The sequence below is a fragment of the Clostridium zhoujianii genome, from assembly GCF_051590805.1.
In the GTDB taxonomy this organism is placed as follows: Bacteria; Bacillota; Clostridia; order Clostridiales; family Clostridiaceae; genus Clostridium.
On the sequence record NZ_JBPUTF010000001.1, the window covers coordinates 1,120,621 to 1,141,384 of the forward strand.

At 28.2% G+C, this 20,764-nt stretch carries 21 protein-coding genes and 1 riboswitch; of the genes, 16 read left to right on the forward strand and 5 right to left on the reverse strand.

Features of this window, described 5'->3' with window-relative positions:
- Positions 1 to 48: 48 nt before the first annotated feature.
- The 3 genes from ACSYT2_RS05265 (at position 49) to ACSYT2_RS05275 (ending at position 1,696) form a co-directional block, all read left to right on the forward strand.
- Positions 49 to 543 (forward strand): helix-turn-helix domain-containing protein, encoded by a 495-nt coding sequence (locus ACSYT2_RS05265; protein ID WP_430856131.1) that lies wholly within the window; start codon positions 49 to 51, stop codon positions 541 to 543.
- A 131-nt stretch (positions 544 to 674) separates the two neighbouring features.
- Positions 675 to 1,235, forward strand: a complete 561-nt coding sequence (locus ACSYT2_RS05270; RefSeq protein WP_430856132.1) for a TetR/AcrR family transcriptional regulator — start codon at positions 675 to 677, stop codon at positions 1,233 to 1,235.
- Positions 1,236 to 1,264: 29 nt separating this feature from the next.
- Positions 1,265 to 1,696 (forward strand): cupin domain-containing protein, encoded by a 432-nt coding sequence (locus tag ACSYT2_RS05275; protein WP_438383922.1) that lies wholly within the window; start codon positions 1,265 to 1,267, stop codon positions 1,694 to 1,696.
- A gap of 59 nt (positions 1,697 to 1,755) precedes the next feature.
- Here ACSYT2_RS05275 and trhO read toward each other — a convergent pair whose 3' ends face one another.
- Both trhO and ACSYT2_RS05285 read right to left on the reverse strand, forming a co-directional pair.
- Positions 1,756 to 2,742, reverse strand: a complete 987-nt coding sequence (gene trhO / locus ACSYT2_RS05280; RefSeq protein WP_438383923.1) for an oxygen-dependent tRNA uridine(34) hydroxylase TrhO — start codon at positions 2,740 to 2,742, stop codon at positions 1,756 to 1,758.
- Positions 2,743 to 2,843: 101 nt separating this feature from the next.
- Positions 2,844 to 3,533, reverse strand: a complete 690-nt coding sequence (locus tag ACSYT2_RS05285) for a YjjG family noncanonical pyrimidine nucleotidase (protein WP_430856135.1) — start codon at positions 3,531 to 3,533, stop codon at positions 2,844 to 2,846.
- A gap of 112 nt (positions 3,534 to 3,645) precedes the next feature.
- On the opposite strand from ACSYT2_RS05285, the gene ACSYT2_RS05290 reads away from it, so the two are divergent.
- The 10 genes from ACSYT2_RS05290 to ACSYT2_RS05335 all read left to right on the forward strand — a co-directional run bounded on the left by ACSYT2_RS05290 (position 3,646) and on the right by ACSYT2_RS05335 (position 16,998).
- Positions 3,646 to 4,335 carry a Crp/Fnr family transcriptional regulator gene (locus tag ACSYT2_RS05290; RefSeq protein ID WP_438383925.1) on the forward strand — a complete coding sequence of 230 codons (690 nt, stop codon included), beginning with the start codon at positions 3,646 to 3,648 and terminating at the stop codon, positions 4,333 to 4,335.
- A gap of 131 nt (positions 4,336 to 4,466) precedes the next feature.
- A riboswitch (cyclic di-GMP riboswitch) is annotated at positions 4,467 to 4,550 on the forward strand.
- Positions 4,551 to 4,685: 135 nt separating this feature from the next.
- Positions 4,686 to 6,461 carry a GGDEF domain-containing protein gene (locus ACSYT2_RS05295; RefSeq protein ID WP_438383926.1) on the forward strand — a complete coding sequence of 592 codons (1,776 nt, stop codon included), beginning with the start codon at positions 4,686 to 4,688 and terminating at the stop codon, positions 6,459 to 6,461.
- Positions 6,462 to 6,785: 324 nt separating this feature from the next.
- Positions 6,786 to 8,564, forward strand: coding sequence for a GGDEF domain-containing protein (locus ACSYT2_RS05300; RefSeq protein ID WP_438383928.1), 1,779 nt, complete (start codon positions 6,786 to 6,788; stop codon positions 8,562 to 8,564).
- 227 nt (positions 8,565 to 8,791) lie between these two features.
- Positions 8,792 to 10,363, forward strand: coding sequence for a PAS domain-containing protein (locus ACSYT2_RS05305; RefSeq protein WP_438383929.1), 1,572 nt, complete (start codon positions 8,792 to 8,794; stop codon positions 10,361 to 10,363).
- Between the two features lie 98 nt (positions 10,364 to 10,461).
- Positions 10,462 to 11,160 (forward strand): iron-sulfur cluster repair di-iron protein, encoded by a 699-nt coding sequence (ric, locus tag ACSYT2_RS05310; protein ID WP_438383931.1) that lies wholly within the window; start codon positions 10,462 to 10,464, stop codon positions 11,158 to 11,160.
- 34 nt (positions 11,161 to 11,194) lie between these two features.
- Entirely contained in the window at positions 11,195 to 11,905 is a 711-nt protein-coding gene (locus tag ACSYT2_RS05315; RefSeq protein WP_430856141.1) for a Crp/Fnr family transcriptional regulator, read from the forward strand.
- Between the two features lies 1 nt (position 11,906).
- Positions 11,907 to 12,323 carry a hemerythrin domain-containing protein gene (locus ACSYT2_RS05320; protein WP_430856142.1) on the forward strand — a complete coding sequence of 139 codons (417 nt, stop codon included), beginning with the start codon at positions 11,907 to 11,909 and terminating at the stop codon, positions 12,321 to 12,323.
- A gap of 278 nt (positions 12,324 to 12,601) precedes the next feature.
- Positions 12,602 to 13,444, forward strand: coding sequence for a BglG family transcription antiterminator LicT (gene licT, locus ACSYT2_RS05325; RefSeq protein ID WP_438383934.1), 843 nt, complete (start codon positions 12,602 to 12,604; stop codon positions 13,442 to 13,444).
- Positions 13,445 to 13,577: 133 nt separating this feature from the next.
- On the forward strand, positions 13,578 to 15,515 hold the full coding sequence (locus tag ACSYT2_RS05330) for a beta-glucoside-specific PTS transporter subunit IIABC (protein WP_438383936.1): 1,938 nt from the start codon (positions 13,578 to 13,580) through the stop codon (positions 15,513 to 15,515).
- A gap of 28 nt (positions 15,516 to 15,543) precedes the next feature.
- Complete coding sequence (locus tag ACSYT2_RS05335; protein WP_438383938.1) at positions 15,544 to 16,998, forward strand: 6-phospho-beta-glucosidase; 1,455 nt, start codon at positions 15,544 to 15,546, stop codon at positions 16,996 to 16,998.
- Positions 16,999 to 17,081: 83 nt separating this feature from the next.
- Here the strand turns inward: ACSYT2_RS05335 and ACSYT2_RS05340 are convergent, their stop codons facing one another.
- Together ACSYT2_RS05340 and ACSYT2_RS05345 are read right to left on the reverse strand one after the other, a co-directional pair.
- A complete protein-coding gene (locus ACSYT2_RS05340) occupies positions 17,082 to 17,741 on the reverse strand; it encodes a FusB/FusC family EF-G-binding protein (RefSeq protein ID WP_438383939.1) in 660 nt (219 codons plus the stop codon).
- Between the two features lie 259 nt (positions 17,742 to 18,000).
- On the reverse strand, positions 18,001 to 18,279 hold the full coding sequence (locus tag ACSYT2_RS05345) for a CD3324 family protein (protein WP_430856147.1): 279 nt from the start codon (positions 18,277 to 18,279) through the stop codon (positions 18,001 to 18,003).
- A gap of 426 nt (positions 18,280 to 18,705) precedes the next feature.
- On the opposite strand from ACSYT2_RS05345, the gene ACSYT2_RS05350 reads away from it, so the two are divergent.
- The gene (locus ACSYT2_RS05350; RefSeq protein ID WP_430856148.1) at positions 18,706 to 19,125 is read left to right on the forward strand and encodes a PPC domain-containing DNA-binding protein; all 420 of its coding nucleotides are present in this window, start codon (positions 18,706 to 18,708) and stop codon (positions 19,123 to 19,125) included.
- 104 nt (positions 19,126 to 19,229) lie between these two features.
- On the opposite strand, the gene ACSYT2_RS05355 is transcribed toward ACSYT2_RS05350, so the two are convergent.
- Complete coding sequence (locus ACSYT2_RS05355) at positions 19,230 to 19,658, reverse strand: nuclear transport factor 2-like protein (RefSeq protein ID WP_438383941.1); 429 nt, start codon at positions 19,656 to 19,658, stop codon at positions 19,230 to 19,232.
- Positions 19,659 to 19,818: 160 nt separating this feature from the next.
- Here ACSYT2_RS05355 and ACSYT2_RS05360 point away from each other — a divergent pair, with 160 nt between their 5' ends.
- Positions 19,819 to 20,232 (forward strand): GNAT family N-acetyltransferase, encoded by a 414-nt coding sequence (locus ACSYT2_RS05360; protein WP_438383942.1) that lies wholly within the window; start codon positions 19,819 to 19,821, stop codon positions 20,230 to 20,232.
- Positions 20,233 to 20,261: 29 nt separating this feature from the next.
- Entirely contained in the window at positions 20,262 to 20,762 is a 501-nt protein-coding gene (locus ACSYT2_RS05365) for a GNAT family N-acetyltransferase (RefSeq protein WP_438383944.1), read from the forward strand.
- The last annotated feature ends 2 nt before the right edge of the window (positions 20,763 to 20,764 follow it).

The window sequence follows — 20,764 nt, forward strand, 5'->3', positions numbered from 1 at the left end:
TTATATATAGTGTGGTTTGAATTATGATTTTATTAAAGGGGGGCAATTATGGATATAAAGAAAGTTGGCATGTTTATTGCAGAAAATAGAAAAAAGAAGAATATGACTCAAGCACAGTTTGGGGAAGTATTAAATGTAAGTGATAAAGCTGTTTCAAAATGGGAATGTGGTAAGTCATTACCAGATAGCTCATTATTTGAAGAAATAAGTGAGGTGTTAGAAATTTCAATGAGTGAATTATTAAAGGGTGAATATATTAAAGATGAAAATTTAGAAAAAGAAAATAATAAAAATATTACTTCATTACTTAATGAAATTGAAAAATTAAAAAGAAATGAATCATTAGTTGGTGCATTGTGTGCCTTATCTATATCATTTATTACAGCAATTTACTCAGCTATATGGAAGCCAGGAGTTGAAAATATTGAACAATTTTTTGCAGGATTCATTTTTTCAATAAGTGCTTGTAGCCTTGTAATTGGATTAGTTTTAATATTCAGTACATGGGTTAAGTACTCATCAAAGGACTCTAATAAAAATTGAGGTATAGGAGTGTGAAAGTGGCTGTTTCGAAATTAATCCTATAATTATAGTAGATGATTGATTAATTAAAAACATCAAATATATTGAAATAATAGACCGAAAGGTCTATTATTGTTTTTGGGAGGTATTTTATGGAAACAAATACTAAGGGTAAAAACAGTAAGAGGAAAATTATAGAGTCAGCTGCATACCTATTTTTGAAAAATGGATATAACAATACAGGGATAAAGGAAATCCTTTTAGAAACAAATTTACCTAAGGGATCATTTTACTTTCACTTTAACAGTAAAAAAGATTTAGCAATTGAAGTAGCATCATATTTTAAAGAGAAGATAGGAAATTGGATTTTCGTGATTTCAGAAGATAAAAAGTGGGATGAGTTTGTAGAGGCTTTTATGAATGATATTGTAGAGGATGCCAAAAATGAAAACTATTATGGCTGTCCATTTGCAGTATTAGGAACAGAGATGGCTTTTATAGAGCCAGAAATTTTAGAATATTATCATAATCCAATGAAAAACTTGATTACTATTTTTTTGAAGGTTTTAGAGTTTTCAGGAGCTCCTAAAGAAGAATTAGAGAGTAAAGCAATGCATGCTTTTGCTTTATTTGAAGGATATATAATGTATTACAGAATAACTAAGGATATTAAGGTATTAGAAATATTAAAAGGACAGTTAAAAAGTATATAGGTTGTTTAAAAGGCATAGGGGGAGAGAATATGAGAGAAATTGAAATAGTAAAAAGGGATAAAAATTATACTATAGGAAATATTGGGGCGTTTGAAAATTTAAAAGAGTACTCATATCTACATTCTAAAGTAGATATGGCTATACCAGGTAAAGTTTTTCTTGGTGAAAAATTAGATATGTCATCAATGGAAATATCATTTCATCTATTAAAAGCAGGACAAGGGATTCCTTTTGATCATATGCACAATGAAAATGAAGAAGTTTATGTGGTTATAAAAGGGAAGGGTGAATTCATAATTGAGGATGAAGTAACTGCGGTTAAAGAAGGATCAATAATTAAAATTGAACCAGAAGGAAAGAGAAGATGGAGGAATAATTCACAAGAGGATTTTATAGTAATGGTAATACAAGCAGTTAGTAAATCCTTAAATAAATTTAATGTTACAGATGGATATATGTAATTAAAATGTATAAGAGAAAAGCTTAGCATTTCAATACTAAGCTTTTCTTATTTAGATAACTATAATTTATTAATAATATTTTTATAGGCATCATGACTTTGGTTGTAACTTTCATAAAGTTCTTTCTTATGAAGCAATCTTAATTTAGCATCTCTGTTAGGATGAGTTACTACATAATCCTTACAATCTTCAGAGCAAAAACCAGAGAAACTTTCTTCACAGGATTCACAGCAAATAAATTGATCATGACAATCATCATTTCTACAGTTTATATATCTGTCAGATGGTTCCTTGCAAATAGAGCATTTTGAAATAATAATATCTTCATCTGTTCTATTAATTGGAACTGAAATTCTATTATCAAATACATAACATTTACCATCCCAAAGACGTCCTTGAACTTCCTCATCTTTACCGTAGCTTACGATACCACCCTCTAAGTGATATACATCCTTAAAGCCTTTTTCAAGTAAAACTCCAGTTAACTTTTCACATCGAATTCCACCAGTACAATATGTCAATATTTTTTTATCCTTAGAATCACCTAAAGTCTCGTCTATCCATTTAGGAAATTGTTTAAAGTTTTGGACATCAGCTTTTATGGCACCTCTAAAGTGACCTATTTCATATTCATAATCATTTCTTCCGTCAACTATAATAACATCATCTCTTTGAATCATTTCATAAAACTTTTTTGGTGCTAAATATTCGCCTACTTTTTCATTTGGATTTACATCATCTTCATCTAATAGAGTTAAAATACTATCTTTGAATTTAACATGTAACTTATTAAATGCATGTCCATCACTTTCATCAATTTTAAATATAATACCACTAAATCTAGGATCTTCTTTTAATATATTCATATACTTTTCAGTATCTTCAGTGGTACCAGAACATGTACCATTTATACCTTCATTAGCTATAAGAATTCTTCCTTTAAGATTTAAACTTTTGCATAAATCAAGATGCTCCATTGTATATTCCTCAGGATTTTCTATTGAGGTGAATTTATAATAAAGCAATATTCTATAATTATTTGTCATTTGTCATTCTCCTTTAGTAAAACAAAACCTATTTAGATAATTATAGATAAAATTTAGTTAAAAGTAAATGATAATGTTTATTCATTGATAATTAATTTCTATTAATTAAGTAATAGGTCTTTTAGTTCATTAAAATTAGATACTTCATAAGTAGGTTTTATACTAGTTTCATTTTTAACTTTATTAGGGTTGTACCAACATGTGTCGATACGAAAGTTAATGCCACCTTGTATATCTGAAGTTAAACTATCACCTATCATTAATACCTTGCTTTTATCAATATGATTTATATTTTTCAAAGCAAGTTCAAAGATTTTAGGGTTAGGCTTTGATACAGATACTTCTTCAGAGATTACTATATCTTCAAAGTAATGTGAGATAATTGACTTTCTAATTCTATTTTCCTGAACAGCTGTTAAGCCATTTGTAATTATAGAAAGTTTATAATCTTTATGTAGATTTTCAATAAGATCTACACTATCATTATATAAAAAGGAGCCAGAAGCTAAATGTTTCATATATGATTTTGCAAATAAGACTTCATCGAAGGTAATAGCTAATTTATCCGATAATCTTTTAAATCGTTCTACCTTCAACTTTTCTTGAGTAATAAGACCTTCTTCGAATTCTTTCCATATAGCTGTATTTATATCCTTATATATTTTTAAATGATAATTCTCATCATAATCAATACCAAATTCAAGAATAGTATTTTTAAAAGCTTCCCTTTCAGATCTTTTAAAATCAAATAAAGTTTCATCAGCATCGAATATTATAACTTCATATTTCATAATTCATTTCCTCCATAGTTTAAACTAATCTTTCTACCTTTACGGTACTTTCTAAATAAGATAATATATTTACATAGATTATAACATGACATATGTCATATTAGGAGGAATTATGAGGAAACTTTCAGATGATATGCTATTAGCCTATTACATTAAAAAATATAATATTGACAATATATTTGATGAGGAAATATTAAAATATGCACAAATTCATTTTTTTGAAAAGGATGAATACATATTAGAAGCAGAAGAGAAGCTTGAATATTATTATTTATTCGTAGATGGAAAGATTAAGGTTTTTTATCCCTTCGAAAATGGAAAATCAATGCTTTTAAAGTTTTATAGTGAATTTAATACTATTGGAGATATAGAACTTTTTAAAGATGTTCCTATTCTTTGTAATATTGATGCAGTGGAGGATACCTACTTAATTGCAATACCTTCAGATATACTTAGAAAAAATTATTTTGATAATACAAGATTCTTACATCATTTAGTGGAGTCCTTAAGTGATAAGCTTTCTGCAACAATTAATAATAGTTCATACAATTTTGTATATCCCCTTATAAATAGACTGTCTAGTTATTTAGTAGGGCATCTTACAGATAAGAATTATATAATTTTAAATTCATCATACTTAGAAATTGCACAATTTTTAGGAGCAACTTATAGGCATTTAAATAGAACTATTAAAGATTTAGAAGGAAAATTGATTATAAGATGTGAGGGCAAGATAATATATATTCTAGATATCAAGAGGCTTAAGGAATTATCTAAGAATATTTATATAAAGTCTCTCTGAACCTAGGTCTTTATTAAATAAACTAGTCATAAGGGATAAATAAAAAATGAATAATAATTTAGTATTATATAATAAAATATATAGAAAAAACTAATGAAATAATATAAAATATTATTCGGCACATTATAGAAAAGTAAATATGCTAAAATTATCGAAAGATAATGACGGAAAGCTATAGGGGCTAAGGGAAAATTCTATGCCAGCCAGTTGCCAAAGAGTATTAGATATTTTTTGTGAAAAAATTTTTTAAGGCTGCTCTTTTTGAGTAGTTTTTTATTCTTTAGTCAATTATTTATAGGCATAGGGTTGACCCATATAGGTACTAAAAGTATTTATAGAAAGGTTAAGATATGAGAGAATTAAAAAAAAGTAAAATTATTATAGGTATTATTCTATTGATTAGTATTAGTGTAGTTCTAATAAAGTGCTTAGAAAGTAAGAATGAAGGAGAGTCTAGAGATATTCTAGTTAAAAACCTTCAAATGATTAATGATGAGGCTAATAGCGTATATCAGGATATTGAGGCAAGTGAAATGAAATATCTAGCTTTATTAGAAGCGGAAACAGATCCATTTAAAAGAGGAATGTATTCATCAGCATTAGTTCAAGTATATACAGTTTATACTGATTTTGATAAAATTGATTTTTATGCCAATCAAGCAATTAAGGAATATAAAAAGGTTCCTGATGGAGAATATTATGCTATAGCAGAGAGTAAGTACTTAGCATTTTCTATGATGGGTATGGGATTGAAGGCAGAAAGCTTTATTGCAACAAATTCATTATTAGAAATGTTAAATTCAAGTGGAAAAAGAATCCTAAATGATGAAGAAATTATGGATACAGAGGTAGTAATATATACAATATTACTAAGTATATATTCAGAATTTGATGTATTAGATATGGCAGAGATTTATTATAAAAAATTATCTGAAATGGAGATAACACCAGAAATATATATATCAAGAGGAGATAAAATAGCTTATAGTAAATTCTCATATGCAATGGCAATTAATGACCTAGACTTAATTAATAAATATGCATATGAGTGCTATGATTTAATGCTAGAAAGAGATAAGGAAAGAGGCACTAATACGGCAGATTCTGTAATATTGAATGTTGTCGATGCAGATATAATATCAGGTAACCTTGATAACGTAATGGAAAATATAATAAAAGCACATAATTTTTTTAACTCATTAAAAGGTGAACAAGGTATAGCCTATGTTTACAAAGCCTATTCTGATTATTATGAAAAAATTGGAGATTTAGATAGGTCTGATGATTATCATAAAAAGTCTATAGATAAAGCTGAAGAGTTACGTAATGATCATTTACAAATTGAGATGATTCAATCATACATAAGTTTTTTAGAAAAATATGATTTACATGCTGACGAAAATATAGAAGGGTATTATAGAAAATACTATTATTTGGTGAATGAAAAGAAAGATCAAGAATTAACCAGTTTGCTATCGGAAATTCTGAGAACTAATGAAGAGCTAAATAATAGCAGATTGATACAGGTAGAGAAAGAAGCATTACAGGTTAGAAAAAGTTTTATATCAGCAGCTGTCATGATATTAATATTAGGAGTAATGCTAGTGATTATGGCATATAGCATAAAAAAGAAAAATATAACTGAAAAAAAATTAGAAGAGATAGCTAATAAGGATTACTTGACTAGTGTAAATACAAGAGCATATGGTAATAAAATTATTTCAAATCTTATAAAGAATAAGGTGCATTTTTCATTGGCACTATTTGATATAGATAACTTTAAAGGCGTAAATGATACTTTTGGGCATGTCTTTGGTGATAAGGTTTTAAAGACTATTGCTGATAAAGTAAAAGAAGAAGTTAATAAAGAGGATATTGTTATTAGATTTGGTGGAGAAGAGTTTATAGTTATATTTGTTGGTTGCACAAGTATTGAGGCAAAAGAAAAATTAGATAAAATTAGAGAGGATATTAATAATATTATTTTTGATAATGAAGTAAGGGTATCAATTAGTGCAGGTATAAAAGAATGGGATAACACAAATATTGAAGATGTAATAGATGAAGCTGATAAATTATTATACAAGGCTAAGAAAGAAGGTAAAAATAAAGTTAAGATTATTTAGCTTTAATAATTATACATATAAAGATTTTGAATGAAACAGTATATACTTTTATATAAACAAAAGTATATACTGTTTTTTAACTGAAAAATTAGTACTACAATCAAAAAAGGTGAACAGTATATAGTTTTAAGAATGAACCAATATACATAATTTGGGAAAAGTTTAGACACATATAGAAAAGAGGAAAAAAATGATATACAATTATATTTAGTATAGATAAAAAGTAAACATTCTATTAAGATTACCTTTTGAATCATTAGGAGGTTAATTTAGGTATTGAGGGGATTCCTATAGGTATTAATAGTAGGTATTGTGGGGTTTAAAATGAGAAAATTAAGAAAAGGTAAAATTATTACAGTTTTTCTTTTATTGATTATTATTAGCAGTAGTCTAATTTTAATACAATTTATTGATAAGAATAATGAAAGAGTCCCTAAAGATACTCTAGTTGAAAATCTTCAAATGATTAATGATGAAGCTAATAGTGTATATGAAGATATTGAGACAAGTGAAAATAAGTATTTAGATTTATTGAAAGTAGAAACAGATCCCTTTAAAAGAGGAATGTATTCCTCAGGATTAGTTCAAGTATATACTGTTTATAATGATGTTGATAAAGTTAAATTTTATGCAAATCAAGCAATTGAAGAATATACAAAAGTTCCAGGTGGAGAATATTATGCAATAGCAGAGAACAAGTATTTAGCATACTCAATGTTAAGAATGGATCTAAAAGGGGAAAGCTTTGTAGCAACAAATTCATTATTTAAAATGTTAAATTCAAGTGATAAAGACATCCTAAATGATGAAGAAATAAGGGATACGGAGATAATAATATATACTATACTTTTAAGTATATATTCAGAATTTGATTTATTAGATATGGCAGAGGTTTATTATAATAAGTTATGTGAAATGGAGATAACACCAGAATTATATAAATCAAGAGGAGATAGAATATCTTATAGTAAATTAGTATATGCAACAGCAATTAATAATATAGATCTAATTAGTGAATATGCATATGAGTGCTACAATATAAGCTCAGAAAGAGATAAAGAAAGAGGAACAAAAACATCAAATTCTGTAATATTGAATATTGCTAATGCTGACATAATGTCAGGAAATCTAGATAATGTAATGGAAAATATTAAGGCGGCAGAGGGTTATTATATATCAATAAAAGATGAGCAAGGATTAGCTGAAACATATAAAAGCTATGCTGATTATTATGAGAAAATTGGAGAGTTAGATAAGGCTAATGAACATTATAGAATGTGCATATCTAAAACTGAAGGATTAGGAAATGATAATTTATTAATTAATACAATTCAAGGGTATATAGATTTTCTAGGAAAATATCCTCTATATGCTAATGGGAAGTTAGAAGATTATTATAAAAGATATTATTATTTAGTAAATGTGAGAAAAGATGAAGAATTAAATAGTTTGATATTAGAAATCTTAAAAATAAATGAAGAGTTAAATAATAGCAGATTAGTGCAGGTAGAAGAGGAATCACTACGAAATAGAAAAGGATTTACTACAGCAGCTATATTAAGTTTGATATTAGTAGTAACACTAGTCATTATGGCAGGAAGTATTAAAAAGAAAAATATTACTGAAAAGAAATTAGAAGAGATAGCCAATAAGGATTATTTAACTAATGTAAATGCTAGAGGATATGGCTATAAACTTATTTCAAAAATTATAAAAAATAAAGCTGAATTCTCATTAGCACTATTAGACATAGATAACTTTAAGGGTATAAATGATAGGTTTGGGCATATCTTTGGTGATAAGGTTTTGAAGGCTATAGCTGATAAAATAAAAGAGGGAATAAATGATGATATTGTTATTAGATATGGTGGAGAAGAGTTTATAATTATATTTGTAGGTTGTACAAGTACTGAAGCTAAAGAAAAGTTAGATATAATAAGAGAAGAAATAAATCAAATTATTTTTGATAATGAAGTAAAAGTATCAATCAGCGGAGGAATCAAAGAGTGGGATAACACTAATATTGAAGATGTAATAGATGCAGCAGATAAATTATTATATAGAGCTAAGAAAGAAGGTAAAAATAAAGTTAATATTACTTAATCTTAACAATTATACTATTTAAGAAAATTTAAATAATTCATACCATATGACATAGCAATCAGCATGAAAACACGCTATTATTCTAATAGGAATTTAGGGTGTTTTTTTATATTCACAATCCTCATAATAGATTAGTTTGATTTTGGTATCATTTGTTACATCAATTTCGAAATAATTATAGTATCCTAATGATAATGAATTTCAATTATTAGAAAGGGGCGTTAATTATGAAGAGAGATATTACTAGCATTGAAGGTATTACAGATATTGAAATGAACAAGAATTTAAGTTTTGATAATGAGAAAATCAAGAAATTACTAGAGATAAAGGTTGATTACCTAAAAGGAAAAACCACACTAGATGAAGCTAAGAAGGAAATGAATGCTTCTTTTGAAAAAGTTACAGCAGAAGAGTTTGCATTAGCTGAACAACATCTTCAATCTTATGGTATTTCAGATGATACATTAGCTGAAAAAATGGAAGAAATTCTTGCGATTTTTGAAGATGTGCTGATTTCAACAAAACTTGATCTTCCAAAAGGACATCCAATTAGAACTTATATAGATGAAACTGTAGAAATAAGAAAAGTTCTTTATTCTATGAAGGAACTTTTAAATAAAAAATTTATAAAAAATCAATGGAGTGAAATTTATGATAAACTAAGCCAAATAAGCATCCATTTTAGTAGAAAACAAAACCAATTGTTTTCAGCTCTTGAGAGAAAAGGATTTGATAAGCCTTCAAAGGTAATGTGGACTTTAGATAATAATGTTAGAGATGTAATAAGAAAATCAATGAAACTTTTAAATGAAGATAAAGATTCCGAATTTCTTTCACTACAATCTGAGGTAATTCAAATGGTTAGTGACATTATAGAAAAGGAAGTTGAAATCTTATTTCCAACTTCTATGGAGCTTTTAAAGGATGAAGAATTTATTGAAATGAGAATAAGTGATGATGAAATAGGATATTGCCTAATAGATACACCACCAGCTTACAAGGATAAAAAGAATATTATTCCTGTAGAGGACCTTGGAATGAATACTGAGCTTTTAAAGGATCTTGCAAAGGTCTTTCAAAAACATGGTATAGATTCACAAAGAAGGGTAGAAGACGAGGTTTTAAATGTTAACCAAGGGTTACTTACTCTTAAGGAAATAAATTTAATTTTCAAGCATATACCAGTGGACCTTTCTTATGTTGATGAGGATGAAATATTTAAATTTTATAGTGATACAAAGCATAGGGTTTTTCCAAGAAGTGCAGGAGCTATAGGTAGAAAGGTACAAAATTGCCATCCACGTGAAAGTGTAGAAACAGTTGAAAAAATAATTAATGCTTTTAGAAATGGTGAGAAAGATGAGGCAGAATTCTGGATTGATATGGGAGAGAAATTTATATACATCCTATATACAGCAGTAAGAGATGATAAAGGTAACTTCAAGGGAGTACTTGAAATGATGCAAGATGCAACTCACATTAGAAGCCTTTCTGGAAGTCAAAGACTTTTAAATTGGGAAAATTGTGAGATAGATAAAAAGAGTAAAGAGTCTATTTCATCTAAAGAAAATAAGTATGATATCACGGAAAAAACAAATGTAGGAGAGCTTTTGAAAAAATACCCTTATATACGAGACTTTTTAATATCTTTAAGTCCAAAGTTTGAAAAGCTAAATTCACCTATGTTTAGAAGTATGGCAGGAGTTGCTACCCTTAGTATGATTAGTGCAAGAGGGGGCTTCAAGACCTCTGATTTGATTAACAGGATAGTTGAAGAAATTAACCGAAGAAGTAAATAGTTATATATTTATAACCTGATTATAATCACATTATTATTTATAAGTTACTTGTACAATTAATTCATAGATAATAAATTAAAATATTTGGAGGGGTTATTATGATAAAAACTATAGATAAAAATTTAAGCTTAGGTGAATCTGTTATTATTTATCCTGCTATTATAGAAAGGTTTAATGAACTTCAATTAGATTATTGTTGCGGTGGAAATAAAAATTTAGAAATTGCATTAAAGGAGAAAGAAATTGATGTAGATAAGTTTATTGAAGAAATTAATATTGAACTTAATAAATTTATATTTGATGATTCTTTATATGTAAATTGGAATGAAAGAAAGTCAGAAGAATTAATTAATCATATAGTAAATAATCATCATGTAAAGACTTTTGAATTACTAAAGAGTATTGATCCATTATTAATAAAGGTATTCAAAGTTCATTATGATCATTTACCAGAGGTTTTAAAAAGAGTTCATAAACTTTTTGGTGAACTTAAATGTGAATTAGAAGAACATTTAATAAAAGAGGAAAAGGAACTATTTCCAAGGATTCTTGAATTTGAAAAGATAAATAATAAAGAAGAAAAGAAAAAATTAGGGGAGGAAATAAATAGCTTTTTAGGAGAGCATGAAGCAGCTGGAGATATACTTAAGGAGTTAGCGGAAGTTACAGGGAACTATAATCCGCCTGAATGGGCATGTACAAGCTTTAAGTTACTATATTCACAAATTAATGAACTTGAAAAAGATTTATTTATTCATATTCATAAGGAAAATAATATCCTATTTAAGAGATATTAATATAAAGTAAATTCGAATATAGGAGTTGATTAATTTGAGTTATAATTGTTGTTGTGAAAAATGTGTAAGCAGATTATATGCAGAAGAAATTCCTATATTTGAATCACTTTCAAAAGAGGAATTAGATAAAATAATATCTGTAAGAAATCATATGGCTATAAAAAAGGGAGAAATTTTATTTTTAGAAGGAGATAAAGTTTCAAAGTTATTTATAATAAGTGAGGGTATGATAAAAATAAGTAAAAGCACAGCTAGTGGTAAAGAGCAAATTTTAAATATATTAACTGTTGGGGATTTTCTTGGAGAAAATAATATATTAGGAGAAGTTGTGGAAAGTAACATATCTGCAACAGCTGTTAAGGATACAGAGTTATGTACTATTTCAAGAGAAGACCTTAAAGAAATATTATCGTCTAATATAACAATTTGTTTAAAGTTTCTATCAGAATTAAACAAGAGGCTAATAGAAGTAGAGAATTTATCAAAAAATCTATCTAATAATAACCCCGAAAGTAGGATATGTTGTATGCTCTTAGAATTTTCAGAGAAGTATGGTAAAGAGGGAGATGGAAAAATAGAAATAGCTTTGCCATTAAATAGAGAGGGGATGGCTAATTACTGTGGAATAGCAAGGGAGACATTAAGCAGAAAATTGAGCGCATTTGAAAGTAAAGGTATTATAAAACTTATTGGGAATAAAAAAATAGTGATAAATGATATAGATTTACTAGAGGAGGAAATGTAATATGAGAAATATCCACAATTTAGAAAGACAACATATAGATATAATAGGCCTAATTTCAAATATTAAAACAGGAATAAATTCAAGTGATGTAGATAAAAATCTAGATATCTTAGTAAGAGATATAAATATACTTGCAGGTAAACTAAATATCCACATGACTTCAGAAGATAAATTTTTATATCCAACATTAATTGAAAGTAAAGACGAGGAATTAAAAGAAATTGCTAAAGAATATAGTAATGAGATGGGCAGTATATATACAGAATTTAATGATTACAAAAATAATTTTAATACAAAAAGTAAAGTTTTAAGAGATATAGATAAATTTTTAAAAGAAAGTTATGAAATAGTAAAAGTGTTAGAGAAGCGAATTTCTAAGGAAGATAGATACTTATATCCTAAAATAAAATCTGTATAACTAAGGAGGTTAAGTGTTACATTTTCTAGTACTGTAGATAGATTTGTGCAAAAACAAAGCTATGTCTATGCTTTACTTTAGAAAACGTTGACAAAAGACAGGAGATAGGGTAAGATATAGTTGGAATTGGGTAGTAATTGTTTAAGTACAAGCTAAGCCTATTCATTAATATGCATGGAATAACCATAGTTTTTTTGTGCATTATAATGGATGGGCTTTTTTTATTTCATAGAAAAGAATTATTTTATTATAAAATATCTTTGACAGGAGGGTAAATTGTGGTAATCAACAGACTCTTAAATAATAATGTTGTAATTACGCTAGACAGTAATGGTGAAGAAGTAATTGTTATGGGTAAAGGTATAGGGTATGAAAAATCAAAGGGTGATACCATTGATGAAGCTAAGATAAATAAGATATTTAGGTTATCTAATAAAGAGGTATTAAGTAAATTTGAAGAATTGCTTAACAACATCCCAATAAAGTATATGAAACTTTCAGATGAAATTATTGAATATGCGGAAGGTAAACTAAATAAAAAGTTAAACGAAAGTATTTATATTTCATTATCTGATCATATATACACTGCAATTCAGAGAATAAAAAAAGGTATAAAGGTTAAAAATGCTCTTCTTTGGGAGATTAAGCGTTTTTATAAAGATGAATTTGAAATTGGAATGAAGGCTTTAGATATTATAGAAGAAAAAACTAAATTTAGACTTCCAGATGATGAGGCAGGATTCATAGCATTTCATATTGTTAATGCTCAGTTAGATGTAGAGCAACCAATGGTACAAGGTATTACAAAGTTAATACAGGAGATACTTACCATAGTTAGAATTCATTTTGGGGTTGAATTTAAAGAGGAATCAGTATTTTATTATAGATTTATTACCCACTTAAAGTTTTTTGCTCAACGTTTATTCTCAGATAATACATATAATGGAGAGAAAGATGAGGAGCTATTAAACATAATCAAAGGTAAGTATAAAAAAGAGTTTGAATGTATCATCAAGATTAAAACTTTTATTGAGAAAAAATATAAGTACAATCTAACAAATGATGAAACGATATATTTAACTATACATATTGCAAAGGTAATGCAAGATTTAAAGTTATAGTATAACTTTATCTGTAGCTTGAAAGGATGTGATAAGAATAAAAATTAACACTTAAGTTGGATGGTAACATTAAGTTGGCCAAACCTTCAAATTTCAATAGAAAGTAATAAAGGAATTATGGAGGGAAAATTAAATGGGAAAATATAAGGAATTAGCAAATAGCATTATAAAAAATGTTGGTGGGAAAGAAAATATTAGTAGTTTAACACATTGTATTACAAGGTTACGTTTTAAATTAAAGGATGAGAGCCTAGCAAATGACGATGTATTAAAAGCTATGGAGGGTATTGTTACAGTTATGAAAAGTGGTGGACAATACCAAGTAGTTATAGGAAATCATGTTCAAGATGTGTATGCAGATGTAAGTAAGCTAATAGACGTTGATAATTTAAGTACAGCTTCTGAGGAAAAGAAGTCAGGTAAGCTATTAGATAGAGGAATTGATGTTATATCAGGGATATTCCAACCTATATTAGGTGTAATGGCTGCCTGTGGGATGTTAAAAGGGTTAAATGCATTATTTGTAGCAATGGGCTTATATAGTGCTACAAGTGGTGGTTACTTAGTAATTAATGCTGCAGGAGATGCACTATTTACCTTTCTTCCTTTATTCCTAGGATATACAGCAGCTAAGAAATTTGGCTTAAAGCCAATGATTGGATTAGTTGTTGGTGCTGCAATGTGCTATCCAGGAATGCAGGCTAGTACTTTATCAGCAGGAGCAGAGCCACTATATAATTTATTTAGTGGAACAATGTTTGCATCACCAGTATATATTGATTTCTTTGGAATACCACTAATTTCAATAGATTATACAGGTACAGTTATTCCAGTTATATTGGCAGTATATTTTGCAGCAAAGTGCGAAAAATTATTTAGTAAATTTATACCAGACTTAGTTAAATTCTTCTTTGTGCCAATGCTGACTTTATTAGTAGCATTACCAATGGCATTTATAGTTATTGGACCAATAGCAACTTTTGGATCTACAATTATCTCTGAATTTGTATTTGCAATAAGAGATTTTAGTCCATTATTAGCAGGTGCAATAGTAGGTCTAACATGGCAAGTATTAGTTATTTTTGGTATGCACTGGGGCTTTATTCCAGTATATATAAATAATATTATGACTAATGGATATGATAATGTTATGATGCCTTTCTTTGCATGTACATTTGCAACATCAGCAGTTGTGCTAGCAATATTCTTTAAGACAAAAGATAAAAAGCTTAAGGAAATGGCACTACCAAACTTTATATCAGGAGTGTTTGGAGTAACAGAACCAGCTATATATGGTATTTTATTACCTTTAAAAAAACCTTTCACTATTAGCTGTATTGCAGGTGGTATTGGAGGAGCCTTCTATGGATTCTTTAACTTTAGAAAGTTTATGGTAGGAGGAATGGGTATATTCGAATTACCAGCTATGATTGAACCAGATGGATCTATGGGAAATATAATAGTAGCTTTAGTAGGTATGGCAATTTCAATGATTGTAGGTTTTGTCTTAACAATGATTTTGTATAAAGATGAAGAAGAAATATCAAAGGAAGTAGTTAAAAATGAAGATTTATCAAATGAAGTTAAAGTTACAGATACAAATACTAATAAGCTTGAAAAGGTAGTGATAAGTAGTCCATTAAAAGGGGAAACAATAAAATTAGAAAATATAGAAGATGAAGCATTTGCATCAGGAGTATTAGGAAGTGGTATTGCTATTATTCCAAGTGAAGGTAAGGTAGTTGCACCAGTAGATGGTGAGGTTACAACCTTATTCCCAAGCTTACATGCTATAGGGATTACTGGAAAAGATGGAGTTGAAATTCTTATTCATGTAGGATTAGATACTGTACAACTAGAAGGTAAGGGCTTTGAAGCTTTTGTTAAGCAAGGAGATAATGTTACTAAGGGGCAAGCTTTAGTAAATTTTGATATGGATTTTATTAAAGAAGCGGGATATAGTGTAGTTACTCCAGTAGTTGTAACAAATACAGCAGATTTTCTAGAGGTAGTAGGAACTGAAAGCAAAAGTGTAGAAAGAGAAAGTAGTTTAATTACAGTTATACTTTAATGCTTTATACAACATAGGAGGAGAAGAAATGAAGTTTAGAGAAGATTTTTTATGGGGTGGAGCTACTGCTGCAAACCAATGTGAAGGTGGATATAATGAAGGTGGCAGAGGTTTAGCTAATGTTGATTTATGCCCTACAGGAAAGGATAGATCAGCAGTTATTACGGGTAAACTAAAAATGTATAACTTTGATAATGAACATTTCTACCCAGCTAAAGTAGCAATTGATATGTATCATAACTTTAAGGAAGATATTAAACTATTTGCTGAAATGGGCTTTAAAGTATATAGAATGAGTATCGGATGGAGCAGAATTTTTCCAATGGGAGATGAAGATACTCCTAACGAAAATGGTCTTAAATTTTATGAAGATATATTTAGGGAATGCCATAAATATGGTATAGAACCTTTAGTTACAATTACTCACTTTGATTGTCCTATGCATTTGATAGAAAAGTATGGTGCTTGGCGTAATCGTAAAATGATAGGATTCTATGAGAATTTCTGTAATACTATATTTAAAAGATATAAGGGTCTTGTTAAGTATTGGCTTACTTTTAATGAAATAAATATGATTTTACATGCTCCTTTTATAAGCGCAGGGATTTGCTTTGAAGAAGGAGAAAATGAAGAAAAGGTTAAATATCAAGCAGCTCATCATCAACTAGTAGCAAGTGCTATTGCAACAAAAATTGCTCATGAAATAGATCCTAATAATTTAGTTGGTTGCATGTTTGCAGCAGGAAGTGTATATCCTTATAGCTGTAATCCAGATGATGTTTGGGAAGCTACAAAAGTAGATCGTGAAAATTATTTCTTTGTAGATGTACAAGCAAGAGGTAAGTACCCTAATTATGCAATTAAAAGAATGGAAAGAAAGGGTATTATGCCTATAATAGAAGAGGGTGATAAGGAATTACTATCAAAATATACAGTAGATTTCATATCTTTCTCGTACTATAATAGCCGTTGTGTAAGAGCTGATGAAAACAAAGATGATATTGCAGAAGGTAACTTATTTGTATCTGCTAAGAACCCACATCTTACATATAGCCAATGGGGATGGCCAATTGATCCACTAGGATTAAGAATTACCTTAAATCAGGTTTATGATAGATATGAGAAGCCATTATTTATTGTAGAAAATGGTTTGGGAGCACGAGATATAGTAGATGAGAATGGATATGTAGAGGATGATTATAGAATAGATTATTTAAGAGAACATATTAAAGCTATGAGAGATGCAGTTAATATTGATGGAGTAGATCTTCTAGGATATACAAGTTGGGGTCCAATAGATTTAGTAAGTGCTGGATCAGGTGAAATGGAAAAACGTTATGGATTTATATATGTGGATAGAGATAATGAGGGAAAAGGAACTTTAAAAAGAAGTAAAAAGAAAAGCTTTTATTGGTATAAAAATGTAATAACATCTAATGGTGAGAATTTAGATTATATGGATGAAGCTCACAAAGGAATTTAAGATATACAAAGAGTATTAGAAGGATTGAAATAATAAAAGCCTAAAGTATACAAACTATGCTTTAGGCTTTTAATTTATCCTGATTATTCAATATTGTTAACAGCCTTTAAAAGTTCTTCAAGCTTTTCTGTAGAAATTATTCTATCATTACATTGTGCACTGTCTAAGCATATATTAAATCCTATTGATTTATATCCATAGGTTCCTTGATTAGATGTTTTGCAAACAGGTGAAACAAATGCAACTTCATTTTCTGAACCTATATGATTACAAAGAGTACATATATTAGTATTGTTGGAAGTGGAGCTTTGAAGTCTACATGCCATACCAATTAATTTGCCATCCATATTATAGGCTATAAGTAATTTTCTAATGGATGAATCAATCCAACCTAAATATACAAGCTTAGAATCTTGTGCATGTGAATCAGGTAATTTTAGTTTCTTTTCCTTTTTGAATAATTTACTAATTTGTGTATCTGTGATATTTGGCATTCCGTAAACATACTGGTTTAAATCTTTTAAGTAGATATCAATATGGGATGGATCAGTTATTTTACTTATATTAAGGATATCTCTTTCTTCATGAGATAAATTTGTGAAAAAATTTAGTATTTTATCTTGGGTATAAGCTTTAGTTGTTTCAATGATATTAGGATCTGTACAATTTATAAAGTGATTTTTCATATCGGACAAAGCCTTTTTTATATAATTATATTCATATTTTTTTATAAAAGTATCCATTTAATTTTGCTCCTCTTTTTTATATTAATCAATTATGCAAACAAGCCATTAGTTCTAATTATTAACTAATAAAAAAATGATTATTATTACTCCACCGAAAGTAACAATAATCATATCTAAAATATAGTACAAATTTACAATCACTTTATAAATGAATAATATATTAATTTAGAAATAATAACTTTAGTAGATTGATTCATATTGAAAGAATAACATGTTTTTAAATGAGTAATCAATCCAATAAATAAGTCTGGAATGATTATGGGCATAGACGTTTCTCTTGTCCTATTATTCTTCTTATACTTTTCTCAGAAAGATAGTATTCCTGAACTAATTCATTAATGCTACTACCATCAAGGTATTTTTTATAAATTTCAGTATTTCTAGCATTAAGACAATTTCTTATACCACTTTTTTCCCCCCAGGTCTTATGTTCTCCATCTTTTCTAGGGATATAAAGATATTCACCGTCTACATATTCTTGTATTATTTTAATAACTTCTATAGGTAACACATCCAGTGCTTTTACATGCTTCATTTCCTTACTCCTTAACTTTTAGAATAGTATAAAAGCAAAGAATACTAAAAAGCTATGTGTTACAGAGCCTAAAATATAGGCATTTCAGCTAAATTAATAACTTAGGCTCCAAACAATTCATAGCTGACTTTGTGTAGTCTTTGCAAGGAGCTAACTGATTTAAATTTGAATGTATTATATACTTTCATAAAGAAACACCTCCAGTTATATTTATATTATGATATAATAGGCTTTTAGTTAATTATATCATAATAGGCATTAATTTAAATATCATTAATAATTAGTGAAGTTTTGCTGAGTTGAAGTGTGGTCACTTTTAAAGGCTGCTACTGGAGTGTTAGAAAATAAAGTCTTTAAGGAAATAGCTAATAAGTATGCTATAATTTATTTAATACAGATAGATAAATTGTAGAGGAGTAATTAAAAATGGATTATAGAAGATTTGAAAATACTATAGTAGCTAGAATAGATAAAGGTGAAGAAATATTAACTAAAATAAAAGAAATAGCTATAAAAGAAAATATTAAATTAGCTAATATAAATGGATTAGGTGCAGTTAATGACTTTACAGTAGGTGTTTTTAAAACTAAGGAAAAGAAGTATTATTCAAATAATTTTAAAGGTGATTTTGAAATAGTTTCATTAACAGGAACAGTAAATACAATGAATGGAGAATTTTATTCACATTTACATATGAGTGCTGGAGATGAAGAGGGCAAGGTTTTTGGTGGACACTTAAATGAAGCTATTGTAAGTGCTACTTGTGAAATGATTATTAATATTATAAATGGACAGGTTGATAGGAAATTTGACGAAGAAGTAGGATTAAATTTATTTAGATTCTAGATCAGAATAGGACAGTAGATAGTCTGTGCAAAAGCAAAGCTATCTACTGTTTTTTGACTTAACAGCATTATATATTAAAATAATAAAATATAGAGTTTCTCACCCTATCTTATTGGTTTACCGATTTTTTTAACTAATCTCCATTGAGGAGCAATTCCATCATCTCCCCAGTATTCATCAAGGGTCACTATCTTATCATTTTTAAATTTAATAAATGATACAGCGTGAAAGGACATGCTATTATCTACTACCCACAGTCTTGAAACTGAAATAACTAAATCATTGAATATATCTATTCTTTCAACTTCTCCACACCATTTACCTGGATATTCGCAATTTGCTATAATATATTCTTCAATGGTAAAAGACTCATTAGTATTGTGCCAGTTAATAACAGCATTTGGAGTAAAATATGTTCTTAATCCTAAAGGATTTTGTGTAATAACATCATTTAAAAAACTTAATACGATTTTTTTAATATCCCAAACAATTTCCTTTTTTATATCAATTTCTGAATTTCTTTCAATAGGCATAAAAGGATCCCCATCAATAATATAATATCCTCATAATTATAACATGTTTATATTTACAAGAAGTACTGTAATATACAAATATGTTATAATTTACTTAAAGAAATTAAGGTTTTTTTTGTATAATATCAAAATTATTTAGATAGTGAAAGGAAGAAGATGAATGAAGTATAAGATTACAGAAAAACCAAGTAGTGAAGATAAAGAGATAATATTTCAAAAGCTTTTGAAATATAATCTCAGTAAAATTGAGGATAAAGAACCGAAAGAACTTGGTATATTATTAGAGGATAAAGAGGGTAGCAAAGTAGCAGGCTTGATTGGTGAAACCCATGGAAATTGGTTAGAGATAGAGTATCTATGGGTAGATGAAGAAAATCGAGGACAAAATATTGGAAGAGAGCTTATGAAAAAAGCAGAAACTATTGGAAGAGAAAGAGGCTGCAGATTTGTATTTTTAAATACATTTAGTTTTCAAGCACCAGAATTTTATGTGAAACTTGGATATGAAGAAAAATTTGTGCAGAATGAATATCCACGTACTGGTAAAAGACATTATTATACTAAAAGTTTATAAGCAAATTTGAATTTGAAGGGAGGGACTTTATGATAATAGAACTTAGAAAATGGACTAAGGATGATAAAGTAGCACTAGCTAATATCTGCAATAATGCTGACAGGAGATATTTAAGAAATCGCATTCCTTATCCATATACAGATGCAGATGCTGAATGGTGGTTGAATATGGTACAAGAGCAAGAGGGTAAAAAGGGGGTATATCGTGCTATTGTTGTAGATGAAAAATATGTTGGCAATATCAGCATAGAACAAAAGGATGATGTATATTGTAAAGATGCTGAAATAGGGTACATGCTATTAGGATCTGAATGGTCAAAGGGTATTATGACTGAAGCAGTAAGTAATATCTGTGAATTAGCATTTAATAACCTTGATATTATTCGTATTACTGGTTTAGTTCATGAGCCAAATATAGGATCAAGACGTGTTTTAGAAAAGAATAATTTTATATTAGAGGGAATTATGAAAAAAGCTATTTATAAAAATGATAATATATATGATGAATGTATTTATGGATTATTAAAATAGAT

Coding starts and splice junctions, on each gene's coding strand:
- ACSYT2_RS05265 (WP_430856131.1), top strand. CDS start 49: ATGGATATAAAGAAAGTTGGCATGTTTATTGCAGAAAATAGAAAAAAG.
- ACSYT2_RS05270 (WP_430856132.1), top strand. CDS start 675: ATGGAAACAAATACTAAGGGTAAAAACAGTAAGAGGAAAATTATAGAG.
- ACSYT2_RS05275 (WP_438383922.1), top strand. CDS start 1,265: ATGAGAGAAATTGAAATAGTAAAAAGGGATAAAAATTATACTATAGGA.
- trhO (WP_438383923.1), bottom strand. CDS start 2,742: ATGACAAATAATTATAGAATATTGCTTTATTATAAATTCACCTCAATA.
- ACSYT2_RS05285 (WP_430856135.1), bottom strand. CDS start 3,533: ATGAAATATGAAGTTATAATATTCGATGCTGATGAAACTTTATTTGAT.
- ACSYT2_RS05290 (WP_438383925.1), top strand. CDS start 3,646: ATGAGGAAACTTTCAGATGATATGCTATTAGCCTATTACATTAAAAAA.
- ACSYT2_RS05295 (WP_438383926.1), top strand. CDS start 4,686: ATGAGAGAATTAAAAAAAAGTAAAATTATTATAGGTATTATTCTATTG.
- ACSYT2_RS05300 (WP_438383928.1), top strand. CDS start 6,786: ATGAGAAAATTAAGAAAAGGTAAAATTATTACAGTTTTTCTTTTATTG.
- ACSYT2_RS05305 (WP_438383929.1), top strand. CDS start 8,792: ATGAAGAGAGATATTACTAGCATTGAAGGTATTACAGATATTGAAATG.
- ric (WP_438383931.1), top strand. CDS start 10,462: ATGATAAAAACTATAGATAAAAATTTAAGCTTAGGTGAATCTGTTATT.
- ACSYT2_RS05320 (WP_430856142.1), top strand. CDS start 11,907: ATGAGAAATATCCACAATTTAGAAAGACAACATATAGATATAATAGGC.
- ACSYT2_RS05330 (WP_438383936.1), top strand. CDS start 13,578: ATGGGAAAATATAAGGAATTAGCAAATAGCATTATAAAAAATGTTGGT.
- ACSYT2_RS05335 (WP_438383938.1), top strand. CDS start 15,544: ATGAAGTTTAGAGAAGATTTTTTATGGGGTGGAGCTACTGCTGCAAAC.
- ACSYT2_RS05340 (WP_438383939.1), bottom strand. CDS start 17,741: ATGGATACTTTTATAAAAAAATATGAATATAATTATATAAAAAAGGCT.
- ACSYT2_RS05345 (WP_430856147.1), bottom strand. CDS start 18,279: ATGAAGCATGTAAAAGCACTGGATGTGTTACCTATAGAAGTTATTAAA.
- ACSYT2_RS05350 (WP_430856148.1), top strand. CDS start 18,706: ATGGATTATAGAAGATTTGAAAATACTATAGTAGCTAGAATAGATAAA.
- ACSYT2_RS05355 (WP_438383941.1), bottom strand. CDS start 19,658: ATGCCTATTGAAAGAAATTCAGAAATTGATATAAAAAAGGAAATTGTT.
- ACSYT2_RS05360 (WP_438383942.1), top strand. CDS start 19,819: ATGAAGTATAAGATTACAGAAAAACCAAGTAGTGAAGATAAAGAGATA.
- ACSYT2_RS05365 (WP_438383944.1), top strand. CDS start 20,262: ATGATAATAGAACTTAGAAAATGGACTAAGGATGATAAAGTAGCACTA.